The organism is bacterium (assembly GCA_016873475.1).
Classification (GTDB): domain Bacteria; phylum Krumholzibacteriota; class Krumholzibacteriia; order JACNKJ01; family JACNKJ01; genus VGXI01.
On record VGXI01000083.1, the window covers coordinates 1 to 12689 of the forward strand.

The following is a 12689-nucleotide window of genomic DNA, read 5'->3' on the forward strand; positions in this document are numbered from 1 at the left end:
CCCCCAGATCCCTCGGCGTGCTCACCAACAACCAGGCCGAGTACCGCGCGCTGCTGCTCGGCCTGACCGCGGCGCGTCGCCTGGGGGGCGAGCGTGTCGAGATCGCCATGGACAGCGAGCTCGTCGTCCGCCAGCTCGAGGGGCGCTACAAGGTGAAGCACCCGCTGCTCAAGCCGCTCTACGAGGAGGCGCGCCTCGCCCTGACCGCCTTCAGCGCCTGGCGGGTGCGGCACATCCCGCGCGCGGAGAACGCCCTGGCCGATGCCCTTGCGAATCAGGCGCTCGACTCCCTATAATCGCCCCGGAAGCGAACCGGATGGCCGCGGAGCATTGCTTCGAGGAAAGTCCGGGCTCCACAGGGCAGGGTGCTGGGTAACGCCCAGGGGAAGCGATTCCACGGAAAGTGCCACAGAAAACAAACCGCCTGCGCCATCGCGAGATGGGCGGGTAAGGGTGAAAAGGTGAGGTAAGAGCTCACCGGGCGCCCGGCGACGGACGCCGCACGGCAAACCCCACCCGGAGCAAGACCAAATAGGGGAAGAGAGGCGGCCCGTCTCGCCCGATTCCCGGGTAGGTTGCTCGAGGCCGCCGGCAACGGCGGTCCCAGATAAATGGCCATCCCTCCCCGCGGGGAGGACAGAACCCGGCTTACAGGTTCGCTTCCCTTTTCGCCCGTCGGGGCGCGCGGCGGCCCGCCGGTCAGGATGCGCCAGCCACCCCGCCCGGCGGAGGAGGATCCTTGCAGCAGGCCCCAGCGCCGACCTTTCGCCTCCGCGCGGCGCCGGCCGCGGCCGAGGTCGATCGGCTCGCTGCTGCCCTGGAGCTGCCCCGCGCGGTGGCCGTGCTGGCCTGGCAGCGCGGTCTGCGCGACGCCGCCGCCTGGCACCACTGGCGAGAGAGCGATCCCGCCCGCCAGCACGATCCCTACCTGCTGCCCGACATGGCCCTGGCCGTCGACCGTCTGCGCTTCGCCCGCGAGCACGACCAGAAGCTGCTCATCCACGGCGACTACGATGTGGACGGCCTCACCGGCGCGGCCCTCCTGCGCCGGGCGCTGCGCGGTCTGGGTTTCGCGGCCGAGGCCTTCGTGCCCCACCGCGAGCGCGACGGCTACGGCCTCTCTCGCCGGGCCCTGGAGAACGCCGCCGGCGCCGGCTGCAGCCTCGTGGTCACCGTCGACTGCGGCTCCTCGGAGGGGGCGCTCATCGAGGAGCTCGCGCTGCGCGGCGTGGACACCATCGTCACCGATCACCACCTCAGCACGGAGCGACCCGAGGCCCTCGCCTTCATCAGTCCCAAGCGGCCGGCGAGCCGCTACCCATACGCCGAGCTCTGCGGCAGCGCCCTCGCCTACAAGCTGGCCCGCGCCCTCCACGAGGCCCTGGGCCGGCCACTGCCCGCGGAGACCTGGCTGGACTACGTCGCCCTGGGCACCGTGGCCGATGTTTCGCCGCTGACGGGCGAGAACCGGCTGCTCGTCATGGCCGGCTTGCGCGAGATGAGCCGGCGCCTGACGGCGCGCCCGGGCTCGCGCGACGATCGCCATCCCGCCTGGCGCGCCCTGGCCCGGGCCGCCGGGCTCGAGGTCGGCGAGCTGAGCGCCCAGGACCTGGCCTATCGCTTCGCTCCGCGCCTGAACGCGCCGGGGCGGCTGGGCTCGGCCCAGCTCGCGCTGCAGCTCCTGCTCAGCGACGATGGGGAGGAGGCGATCGCTCTGGCGGGCCGCGTCGAGCAGACGAACGCCGAGCGGCGCCAGCTCGAGGCGCAGGTGACCGAGGCCGCGCGGGCCCGCGCCCGCGAGCGCCTGGCGCAGGCGGCCGGGGACAGCCGACCGCTCGGCGTGCTGGCCCTGGCCGACGCCGCCTGGCCGCCGGGGCTGCTCGGCATCAGCGCCGCGCGCCTGAGCGAGGAGTTCGGCCGGCCGGTGATCCTGGCCGGGCTGGATGCCCTGGGCGCCGCCCGCGGCTCGGGCCGGGGTCCGGACACGCCGGCGCAGGATCTCAAGGCCCTGCTCGACGCTTGCGCCGCGAGCCTGGATCGGCACGGCGGGCACCGGCGAGCGGTGGGCTTCGCGGTCCGCGCCGGCTGCTGGGGGGACTTCGCGGCGGCCCTCGAGGCAGCGGCGCCGCCGCCGCCGGCGCCGGCGCCCCTGACCGCGGACGTCGCCGTCGACGCCGGGGAACTCGACCGCCGTTTCCTCGACGCCCTGGAGCAGCTCGGTCCCTTCGGCGAGGGCAATCCCGAGCCGCTGCTGCTCCTCAGGGACGCCGTCCCCGTCGACAGCCGGGTGCTCAAGGGCCAGCACCTGCGCCTCGAGCTCGCCCTGCCCGGCGGCGCGCAGCTGAAGGTGATGGCCTTCGGCCGCGCCGGGGAGCTGGGCGCGCGCCTGCACCGCGGTCTCGCGCTGGACCTCTGCGTGCGCGTCGGCCGCGACACCTACCAGCGCGCGCCGGGCGAACACGGGCTCGCCCTGCAACTCGTCGAGTGCGCGCCGGCAGGGACGGCGGGATGAGCGGCGAGGAGGCAGCGGCGCCCCCGCGCGATCCCGCGCGCGCAGCCGAGCTGGCGGAGCTGATCGCGCTCGCGCGGCGGCTCTCGCAGCAGGTGGGGGCGGAGATCATCGAGCGGGCGTTCTGGCGGGCCGAGGCCGCGCACGCGCACCAGAGGCGCGTCTCCGGCGAGCCCTACTTCAGCCACGTCCTCGCGGTCGCCCGCACCTGCGCGGAGCTGAACCTGGGCTCGAACGCCATCGCCGCCGCGCTTCTTCACGACACCGTCGAGGACGCCGGTCTCAGCCCCGAGCTGCTGCGCGAGGAGTTCAATCCGACGGTCGCGCTGCTCGTCGACGGCGTCAGCAAGATCGGGGCCCTCCGCTTCGAGAGCGCCGAGCGCGCGCAGGCGGAGAACTTCCGCAAGCTGCTCCTGCACATGAGCCGGGACATCCGCATCTTGCTCATCAAGCTGGCCGACCGCCTGCACAACATGTCGACCCTCGACTCGCTGCGGGCCGACAAGCAGGAGCGCATCGCGCGCGAGACGGTGGAGATCTACGCGCCGCTCGCGCACCGGCTCGGCATCGGCCGCGTCAAGTGGCAGCTCGAGGACCTCGCCTTCAAGTATCTCGAGCCGGAAGCCTACGCCCGCGTCGCCGAGGCGATGGGCATGCGCCGCGAGAGCCGCGAGGCCCTGATCGCCGCCATGCGCGATCGCATCCAGGCGGCGATGGACGAGAACGGCATCGAGTGCGCCGTCGAGGGACGCGCCAAGCATCTCTACAGCATCTGGCGCAAGATGCAGGACCAGCAGCTGGGCGCCGGCGAGATCCTCGATCTGATGGCGATCCGCATCATCACCGAGAGCGTGGCCGAGTGCTACCACGCCCTCGGCGCCGTGCACACGCTGTTCAAGCCGCTGCCGCAGCGCTTCAAGGACTACGTCGCCACGCCCAAGCGCAACGGCTACCAGAGCCTGCACACGGCCGTGATCGGCGAGGACGGGCGCGTCTTCGAGATCCAGATCCGCACCTACCAGATGCACGAGATCGCGGAGTTCGGCATCGCCGCGCACTGGCGCTACAAGGCGGGCGCGAGCGGGGCCGAGAAGCTGGAGGACCTCGGCACCAGCCGCGAGCTGGACTTCCTGCGCACCTTCCTCGACGAGCTCAAGGGCGGCGAGTGGAGCGAGGATCCCTCGGAGTTCATGGCCCACCTGAAGATCAATCTCTTCCAGGACGGCATCTTCGTCTTCACGCCGCGCGGCGATCTGCACATCCTGCCGGTGGGCTCGACGGCGCTGGACTTCGCCTACGCCATCCACACGCAGGTGGGCGACCGCTGCGTGGGTGCCAAGATCGACGGCCGCATCGTACCCCTGCGCCGGCCGCTCACCAGCGGCGAGGTCGTCGAGATCCTCACGCGCAAGGACGCGCGGCCGAGCCGGGACTGGCTGGGTTTCGTCAAGACGAGCAAGGCGGTCAGCCGCATCAAGCGCCGCCTGCGCGAGAGCGAGCTGGCGCAGTCGCTGGAGCTGGGCCGCGAGCTGCTCGAGCGCGAGTTCAAGCGCCACCACAAGCCCTACCCGGACGAGAAGCAGCTCGCGGCGGCGGCCGAGGCGCTGGGCACCGAGAACGCGGAGCACGTCGTCGAAGGCGTCGGCCGCGGCAACCTCTCCGCGGCGCAGGTCTTCAATCGCGTCTACCCGCCCGAGGAGCGCGAGCGCGAGAGCCACCTCTTCGACGAGGAGCGGGTGACGCGCGTCCGCCACGACGCCCAGCGCGGCGTGCGCGTGGAGGGCCACGGCAACCTGATGATCCGCTTCGCCGGCTGCTGCAAGCCGGTGCCGGGCGACGGCATCGTCGGCGTCGTCACCCGCGGCCGCGGCATCAGCGTGCACCGCAGCGATTGCCTGAACCTGGTCCAGGACCCGGGGCTCGAAGAGCGGCGGGTCGCCGTGGAGTGGGACGCCGGCCAGAGCGAGACCTTCCTCGTCGGCCTCGAGGTGTCGGCGCAGGACCGGCCGAACCTGCTGGTCGACATCACGGGCAAGATCTCCAAGACCGGCACCAACATCCGGAGCGGCAGCTTCGACCGCGACGAGCGCGACATGCTCAACCACTTCCACTTCACGCTGGAGGTGAAGAACACGGAGCAGCTCGAGGAGATCCTCCGGCAGGTCAAGGGCGTGCGCGGGGTGCAGGATGCCTACCGGCGCTAGCGGCGGCCACGCGGAAGGCGGCGTCCACTGCCGGCCGGGGCTTCTCTCGCGATGAGGGTGGTCGTCCAGCGCGTGGCGCGCGCGGCCGTGCGCGTCGAGGGCGAGACGGTGGGGGCGATCGGGCCCGGCCTCGTCGTGCTCTGCGCCTTCCAGAGCACCGACGTTACCGCGTGTGTCCAGTGGATGGCGGCGAAGCTGGCCGACCTGCGCATCTTTCCCGACGCGGAGGCGAAGCTGAACCGCTCGCTGCGCGACGTGGGCGGGGCGGTCCTGGCGGTGAGCCAGTTCACGCTCTACGGCGACTGCCGCAAGGGTCGCCGGCCGAGCTTCGTCGGCTCGGCGCCCGCCGCCCAGGCGGCGGCGCTCTACGCGAAGTTCCTGGACGCCCTGCGCGCGGAAGGACTCAGCGTCGCGAGCGGCGTCTTCCAGGCGATGATGGAGGTGGAGCTGGTCAACGCCGGTCCGGTGACGCTCATCATCGATCGGGAGGCGCGCGACGCGCAGGGCGCCGACGCGAGCGAGGGCGCCGGATGAACCCCTTCGTGCCGGCGCGCCTGCAGGCGGACCTCGTGCTGGCCTCGGCCAGCCCGCGGCGGCGCGAGTTGCTCGCGGGCCTCGGCTTCGCCTTTCGCGTGCTGCCCAGCGACTACCACGAAGACGACGCCGGCCGCGCGCCCGCTGAGGCGGCGCGCGCCCACGCGCTCGGCAAGGCCGAGGCCGTGGCCCTCGCCGCGCCGGGCGCCCTCGTCATCGGCGCGGATACGCTCGTCATCGTCGACGGGCTGGCCCTCGGCAAGCCGCGCGACGGGGCCGAAGCGGCCGCGATGCTGCGGCGCCTTTCCGGCCGCGAGCACGCGGTGATCACGGGCCTGGCGCTCGCGCGCTACGAGCCGGCCTGCCAGCGCTTGATCAGCCGCGTCGAGGCCAGCGAGACCGCCGTGCGCCTGCGCGCGCTCAGCGGCGCGGAGATCGCCGCCTACGTCGCGAGCGGCGAGCCGCCGGACAAGGCCGGCGCCTACGGCATCCAGGGCCTGGCCGCGCAGTTCGTCACCGGGATCACGGGCTGCTACTTCAACGTGATGGGCCTGCCGCTCGCGCTGCTCACCGACATGCTCCGCGCCTGGGCCGCGGAGGGACCGTGAGCACCGCGCTGCCTGCCCTGCCCGCCGGGATCCCGCGCAACCTCGCCTATGCGCGGGGCTGCCTGCGCCTCCTCGACCAGACCCTCCTGCCCGCCGCCGAGCGCTACCCCCACTGCCGCGATCTGGCCGCCGTGACCGAGGCGATCGGCAGCCTGCGCGTGCGCGGGGCACCGGCGATCGGCATCGCCGCGGCCTACGGGCTCTGCGTGGACCTGGCGGCGGCGCTGGCCGAGGCGCCGCCGCTCTCGCCGGAGGCCGCCGCGCATCGTCTCGCCGGCGCGCGGGCCGCGCTGCTCGCCACGCGGCCGACGGCGGCGAATCTCGCCGCGGCGCTGGCCGCCATGGCGGCGGCGGAGCGGCGGGTCCTGGCCGCGGGCGCCGGCGCGCCCGCCTTGCTCGCGGCGCTCGAGGCGGCAGCCCACGCCTGGCACGCGGACGACGCCGCGCGCTGCGCGGCCATCGCGGCCGCCGGGCTCGCCGCGCTGCCCGAGCCGGCGCGCATCCTCACGCACTGCAACGCGGGACCCCTGGCGACGGGTGGCGTCGGCACGGCGCTGGGGGTCGTCCTCGCCGGCCACGCGGCGGGCCGGCGCTTCGCGGTGTGGGTGAACGAGACGCGGCCCCTGCTCCAGGGCGCCCGGATCACGGCCTGGGAGCTCACGCGCGCGGGCGTCCCCCCCACGCTCCAGGTGGACGGCGCGGCGGCCTCGCTCATCGTCGCCGGCGGCGTCGACGCCGTGATCGTCGGCGCCGACCGCATCGCCGCCAACGGCGACACGGCGAACAAGGTGGGCACGCTGCCCCTCGCGCTCGCCTGCGCGCACGCGGGAGTGCCCTTCTACGTCGCCGCGCCGCTGAGCACCGTGGATCTGCGCTGCCAGACGGGCCGCGATATCCCGATCGAGGAGCGCGGCGGCGCGGAACTGCTGCCGGACGGCGGCGCGCCCTGGGCGCCCTCCGGCCTGGCCCTGCGCAACCCGGCATTCGACGTGACACCGGCCGGCTTCGTCACCGCCTTCTTCACCGAGCGCGGTCGTGTCGGCCCACCCTACGACTCCGCGGCTTTCGGCTAGCGGGCCGCCAGCAGGCGCCGGAGCTGGAAGGCGTGCCGCATCGGGTGCACCACGGCGTGCTCGAGCATGGCGTCGATGCAGTAGACCGTCCGCCAGCGCGAGGGGTACTCCTCGCCGAAGCGATCCTCGTCGATGCCGGCCAGGGGCGTGCGCCAGCCTGCGAGCAGCGCCTCGAGGTAGGACTCGGCCTCGGCGGCGACCCGTTCGGCCGCCGGCGCCTCGGGGATGCCCGGCGCGGGCAGGCCGAGATTCGCACAGCACCAGACCAGGTAACCGCGCGCCGCGCGGAGCACGTGGTGCAGGAGCGTCTCCAGCGAGGCGTAGTCGGGATCCGCGGTGGCGGGCAGGGCGAGCTTTGCCGCGGCGGCCTGGCGCCAGACGGCGAGGAAGTCGCGCATCTGCTCCTCGTGCAGGAGCACGAGCGCGCGGGCGCCGGCGTACCGGTAGGGAGGCAGCGGGGTCGTTGCCATGGCGGCTCCTAGACTTTGAGGAAGGTGGCGCGCTCGAGCTGGGCGTAGGCCTCGCGCAGCTCCGCGTCGGTGTTCATCACGATGGGCCCGCGCCAGGCGACGGGCTCGCGCAAGGGGCGGCCCGAGACGAGCAGGAAGCGCAGGCCCTCCTCGCCCGCCTGGACGCTCACCGCGTCGCCGCGGTCGAAGAGGACGAGCGAGCGGTTGGCGGCCGTGAGCGCGGCGTCCAGCCGCTCCTCGGCGGCCGCGGCGTTCTCCGTGGGCATCGGCTGGGGCGCCGAGGCCCCGCCGAAACGGCCGCTGCCCGCGAACACGTAGGCGAAGGCGTGGCTGTCCAGGGCGACCGGCAGGTGCTTGCGCTGGCCGGGAAGCACGCTGACGTCGAGGTAGACAGGGTCGGCGGCGATCCCCTCCACCGGCCCGCGCCGGCCCCAGAACTCGCCGCAAACCACGCGGACCCGCGTGCCGTCATCGTCCGTGTGCTCGGGAATCTCCGCGGCAGGGATCTCCTGGTAGCGCGGCGCCGTCATCTTGAGCGCGGCGGGCAGGTTGGTCCAGAGCTGGAAGCCGTGCATCCGGCCCTGGGCGTCGCCGCGCGGCATCTCCTGGTGGAGGATGCCGCGGCCGGCCGTCATCCACTGGATGTCGCCCGCGCGGATCGCGCCGCGGTTGCCGAGGCTGTCGCCGTGCTCGACCTCGCCGGCCAGGCGGGCTCGAGCTGGAGGCGCGGCGTGCCGCGCCAGTCCGCGTGACGGGTGTCGGGCAGGGCGCTTGCGGCGCCGCCGCTGGCCGGGGCGAGCAGCGCCGCGCCGACGAGGAGGAGGCGGGCGAGCAGACGGGGGGCAAGCTTCGGCATGGGGGGCTCCAGGAGTGGGGCGTGAGCGCCGCTGCCGGTGGCGCGGCCGCGGCGACGGGAGGCGTACAATTGTATGAGTATCTCAGATGGCGGCAGCCCTGGCAAGGCTGCCCCGCCGCGGGTTGGGCCCGTTGACAGCGCGAAAAACCCTGTGCTAGCGTGCCCTTTCCGGGCGAGCCCCCGTCGTCCACGCAACGCCGCTCTCGGCAAGGAACTGGCCCGATGCAGTCTCTGGCGCGCCGGCCGCTCTGGGCGGCCCTTCTCGTCCTCGCGATGGCTGGCCTGGGCGGGCTCGCGGCGCGCCCGGCATTCGGGCAGGCGGCGGGGGCCACGCTGACGGGCGTCCTCCTGGACGCCGCCACCGGCAAGCCGCTCGCCTACGGCAACGTCGTGCTGCTCGGCACCCAGTTCGGCGGCATGAGCCTGGACGACGGCACCTTCCTCATCACCGAGATCCCGCCCGGCACCTACACGGTGCGCGCCAGCTACATGGGCTACAAGATGGCCGAGAGGACGCTGGTGCGCCTGCGCAACGGCACGGTCCTCGAGATCGAGTTCGTGCTGGAGCCGACCGTGATCCAGAGCGAGACGATCACGGTCTACGGCGAGAAGCCGCTGGTCGACGTCACCGAGGCGAGCAGCAGCAAGAGCCTGGCCGCCGACGAGATCGCCAAGATGCCCGTCGAGACCGTCGAGGAGGTCGTGGTCACGCAGCCGGGCGTCGTCAAGCAGGACGACCAGCTGCACATTCGCGGCGGCCGCGCCGACGAGACGCTGGTGCTCGTCGACGGCGTGCCGATGAAGGACGCCCTCGCCGGAACGAGCAGCGCCAAGGGCATCGACTCGAAGTCGGTGTCGGACATGGACCTGATCACCGGCGGCTGGCGGGCCGAGTACGGCGACGCGATGGCGGGCGTGATCAACGTCACCCTCAAGGAGGGCGGCGAGACTTTCAGCGGCTTCGCCGAGTACGGGATCGACCACCTGCCCGGCGTGGTGTCGGACTGGGAGCACTACTTCACCGACACCTACAAGCTGCAACTCAGCGGCCCCCTGCCCGGCAGCGGCACCTGGTTCCCGGGCGAGCGGCTCAGCTTCTTCGCCAACTTCGCCGGCGAGATCCTCGACACCCGCTACCCGAACATCCGCAGCATGCCCGGCGGCGGCCGCAGCCTGCAGGTGCGCTACGAGGACAGCTTCCTCGGCCTGCCCGTGACCTGGTCGAGCGCCAGCATCGCCCCGCGCCAGAACAACGAGTGGAACCTGACGGGCAAGCTCGCCTGGCGGCTCAATCGCGACCACAAGCTCACGCTGACGACGACCAAGTTCCTCGCGCTGGACCAGGGCTTCGACCGCCACGACATCAGCGACCTCACGCGCGAGAGCAATCGCTATCCCTTCCAGTGGTCGCGCTACCTCGACCACTACAGCGCCTTCATCGAGGACCGCAACACGGCCGTCCTCAACTACCGCTGGAACCTGGGCAGCGCCATGTTCCAGGAGCTGCAGCTCTCGCGCTTCTTCGTGCGGATCCACCAGGATTCGCAGAAGCCCACTACCGACGATCTGCGCGCCTTCCTCGGCGAGTACGAGCAGCAGGTCTTCGACTGGCCCGATCCCGCCCAGGGCGACGACTGGGTCTTCCACCCCTACTTCTACCTGGCAGGGGACTACAACCAGTACCGCGACCGCTACGTGGAGCGCTGGACGGGCAAGTGGTCCCTGACCAAGAAGTGGTACCCGCACCACCATGGGAAGGCGGGCCTGGGCGTCGACTACGAGACGATCCAGAACGTCGAGATTCGCGATCCCTGGATCCAGCGCGAGGACGGGCTCGGCCGCAAGGACATCTTCCGCGCCCATCCGACCAAGGCCGAGCTCTTCGTACAGGACGACATCGAGTACAAGGGCTTCGTCGCCAACGTCGGCCTGCGCAGCGACTTCTGGTTCCCGGGCAAGCTCGCGGAGCGGGCGGCGCAGGCCGCGATCACCGGTACGGCGGGCGACCTCTTCAGCGCCGCCGTCGGCGAGCAGTACTTCGCCGAGACGCAGTCCCTCTTCGGCAATCGCTTCAAGTCCACCGTGAGCCCGCGGGTCGCGGTCAGCTACCCGGTCACCGATCGCGACAACCTCTTCTTCAACTACGGCCACTTCAGCCAGTGGCCGACCTACTACTACGTCTACACGCACGTGGCGAGCGGCGTCGAGGATCTCTTCGGCAACCTGGGCAACATCAACCTCGACCCGCAGATCACGATCCAGTACGAGCTGGGCGCGCGGCACACTTTCCGCGACGGCCTGGCCGGCGACGTGACGGTCTTCGTCAAGGACATCTTCAACTACCCGACGAGCGAGCGCTTCACGGTGCAGTACTACGATCCGGTGGAGGGCAGCAAGGAGGCCACCTACTTCCTCTACCGGAACAGCGACTACTCGCGCAGCCGCGGCGTCGAGCTCTCCCTGCGCAAGCGGCGCGGCCGCTACCTCTCCGGCTCGCTGGGCTACACCTACTCGATCGCCACGGGGCGCAGCAGCGATCCGAACGCGCAGCGGCAGCTCTACATCGGCGGCGCCACGGGCGAGGTCGAGCTGCAGGAGGGCTTCCTCTGGTGGAACCGCCCGCACACGCTGAGCGCCACCTTCGACTACCGCGTCGAGGCGCCGCGCGGGCCGCGGGTGCTCGGCCTCCCGCTGCCCGGTCACTGGGGGATCAACGGCAACTACAGCCTCTCGAGCGGTCGCGCCTACACGAAGGAGGACCTCACGGGGCGGCCGATCAGCGAGGACTACGCGCACAACGGGCCCCTGGAGCAGAACCTCAATCTCAAGCTCCAGAAGTGGGTGCTCTGGGGGAACTACCGGCTCGAGTTCACGCTGCAGGGCTGGAACGTCTTCGACTGGAACCAGCCGCGCAGCGTCGATCCCGTGACCGGCAAGCCCTACGCGGACGGCGTCGGCAGCTACCTCAATCCGCCCACGGATCCCGACTCGCGCCTGGCGCGCTACCTCAGCCTGGCCGATCCCTCGCGGCTGGGCGCGCCGCGCCGCTTCAAGTTCAGCGTGGGGGTGAACTTCTGATGCGCCGCGCGCCCGCTCTCGCCCTCGTCCTCCTCCTCGGAGCGGGCCCCGCGGCGGCCGTCCAGGAGCTGGGCGGCCTGCGCATCGCGACCAGCAGCGGCACCTTCCTCAAGATCGACATCAGCCCGCGCGCCGCGGCGATGGGGGGTGCCTGGACGGCGATCGCCGCCGACGCCAGCGCGACCTTCTACAATCCGGCCGGCCTGGGGCAGGTCGTGCACCGCCAGGTCTTCGCGAGCTACGTCGCCTGGCCGGCGGACGTCCACTACGCAACGCTCTTCGTCAGCCTGCCGCAGCCGCTGCTGCAGGGAAACCTGGGCCTGCAGCTCGGCAGCCTGACCACCAGCCTCGAGGAGACGGACGAGTACCACCCCTACGGCACGGGCCGCAGCTTCCGCTTCGCGGACACCGTGCTCGGCCTCGCCTACGCGCGCGCGATGACCGACCAGCTCCACCTCGGTCTCGCCCTGAAGTACGTGCGCGAGGACCTCGGCTCGGCCGTCGGCGGTCCGGTCACGAACGCCTGGACCGTGGACGTCGGCACGCTCTACCGCTTGAGCTACGCGAACACGCGCATCGGCATGGCGATCGCCAACTTCGGGCCCGAGCTGAAGCCCGGCGGCACGTTCTGGAACCACAGCGAGAGCAAGGCCGAGGAGTACGAGGGCTTCCCGCCGCCGGCGACCTTCAAGCTCGGCGTCGCCTTCGAACCCTGGAAGCGCTACCCCTGGCTGCTCACGCAGACCCTGGAGATGAACCACCTCGCCGACAACCAGGAGAGCCTGGCCACGGGCCTCGAGCTCGGCTACCTCGGCGGGCTGCTCGCCCTGCGCACCGGCTACAACTTCATGGCCGACGAGCTGGGCCTCGCCGCCGGCTTCGGCGCCAACTTCATGCTCGGGGGCGCCCTGGCCGGGCTCGACTACGCCTTCACCGACGGCAACAGCCTGGGCGGCATCCACCGCTGGGCGATCCGGGTGGACTTCTGATGCGCACCCGCCCCGTTCCGCTGCTCGGAGCGCTCGTCCTCTTCGCCGCCGCCTGCGGCATCAAGCCGGAGCTGCCGAGCCAGATCCCGAACACCGAAGTGCTCGGCGACGAGAGCTACGAGGTCACCTTCCGCTGGCTGGTCGACGGCGTCACCGGGGTGCTGGTCCACCGCAGCACGAGCATCTTCTACGTGATCCAGGACGGAGAGAGCCTGTCGATCTACCCGACCTACAAGCGCGCGGACCTGGTGACGCCCAGCCACAAGCGCCTCTTCAAGGGCCTGACGGCGCCGCGCCTGCTCGCCGACGGCCGCGACCACGACTTCCGCATCTGGGTCTACGACGCGGCCGACGACATGGTGAAAGGC

11 protein-coding genes, 1 other RNA gene and 1 pseudogene are annotated in these 12689 nt (G+C 72.1%); 10 read left to right on the forward strand and 3 right to left on the reverse strand.

Annotated features, from left to right (window positions below; translation table 11 throughout):
• The 7 genes from FJ251_08355 to mtnA form a co-directional block, all read left to right on the forward strand.
• Nucleotides 1-296 (forward strand): ribonuclease HI family protein (locus FJ251_08355; GenBank protein MBM4117742.1); only part of this gene is annotated, 296 nt, incomplete at its 5' end.
• 8 nt (nt 297-304) lie between these two features.
• An RNA gene (gene rnpB / locus FJ251_08360) (RNase P RNA component class A) lies at nt 305-667 on the forward strand.
• 72 nt (nt 668-739) lie between these two features.
• Nucleotides 740-2512 (forward strand): hypothetical protein, encoded by a 1773-nt coding sequence (locus FJ251_08365; protein ID MBM4117743.1) that lies wholly within the window; start codon nt 740-742, stop codon nt 2510-2512.
• Nucleotides 2509-4713 (forward strand): bifunctional (p)ppGpp synthetase/guanosine-3',5'-bis(diphosphate) 3'-pyrophosphohydrolase, encoded by a 2205-nt coding sequence (locus FJ251_08370; GenBank protein ID MBM4117744.1) that lies wholly within the window; start codon nt 2509-2511, stop codon nt 4711-4713. Before FJ251_08365 ends, FJ251_08370 begins: the two co-directional genes overlap by 4 nt.
• A 51-nt stretch (nt 4714-4764) precedes the next feature.
• Complete coding sequence (locus FJ251_08375) at nt 4765-5247, forward strand: D-tyrosyl-tRNA(Tyr) deacylase (GenBank protein MBM4117745.1); 483 nt, start codon at nt 4765-4767, stop codon at nt 5245-5247.
• Nucleotides 5244-5855, forward strand: a complete 612-nt coding sequence (gene maf / locus FJ251_08380; protein ID MBM4117746.1) for a septum formation protein Maf — start codon at nt 5244-5246, stop codon at nt 5853-5855. The genes FJ251_08375 and maf overlap by 4 nt, the downstream gene beginning before the upstream one ends.
• Before the next feature lie 8 nt (nt 5856-5863).
• The gene (gene mtnA, locus FJ251_08385) at nt 5864-6928 is read left to right on the forward strand and encodes an S-methyl-5-thioribose-1-phosphate isomerase (protein MBM4117747.1); all 1065 of its coding nucleotides are present in this window, start codon (nt 5864-5866) and stop codon (nt 6926-6928) included.
• On the opposite strand, the gene FJ251_08390 is transcribed toward mtnA, so the two are convergent.
• From FJ251_08390 to FJ251_08400, 3 genes and pseudogenes are all read right to left on the reverse strand, one after another.
• Nucleotides 6925-7398, reverse strand: coding sequence for a hypothetical protein (locus FJ251_08390; protein ID MBM4117748.1), 474 nt, complete (start codon nt 7396-7398; stop codon nt 6925-6927). The genes mtnA and FJ251_08390 overlap by 4 nt on opposite strands.
• A gap of 8 nt (nt 7399-7406) precedes the next feature.
• Nucleotides 7407-8105 (reverse strand): annotated as a pseudogene (locus FJ251_08395) (pirin family protein).
• Entirely contained in the window at nt 8030-8254 is a 225-nt protein-coding gene (locus tag FJ251_08400; GenBank protein MBM4117749.1) for a hypothetical protein, read from the reverse strand. Before FJ251_08400 ends, FJ251_08395 begins: the two are co-directional and overlap by 76 nt.
• A 222-nt stretch (nt 8255-8476) precedes the next feature.
• Between FJ251_08400 and FJ251_08405 the strand changes: the two genes are divergently transcribed.
• From FJ251_08405 to FJ251_08415, 3 genes are all read left to right on the forward strand, one after another.
• Nucleotides 8477-11332 (forward strand): TonB-dependent receptor, encoded by a 2856-nt coding sequence (locus tag FJ251_08405; protein MBM4117750.1) that lies wholly within the window; start codon nt 8477-8479, stop codon nt 11330-11332.
• Nucleotides 11332-12321 (forward strand): PorV/PorQ family protein, encoded by a 990-nt coding sequence (locus tag FJ251_08410; GenBank protein MBM4117751.1) that lies wholly within the window; start codon nt 11332-11334, stop codon nt 12319-12321. The genes FJ251_08405 and FJ251_08410 overlap by 1 nt, the downstream gene beginning before the upstream one ends.
• The coding region (locus FJ251_08415; protein ID MBM4117752.1) for a hypothetical protein at nt 12321-12689 on the forward strand (369 nt) is incomplete at its 3' end. The genes FJ251_08410 and FJ251_08415, both read left to right, overlap by 1 nt.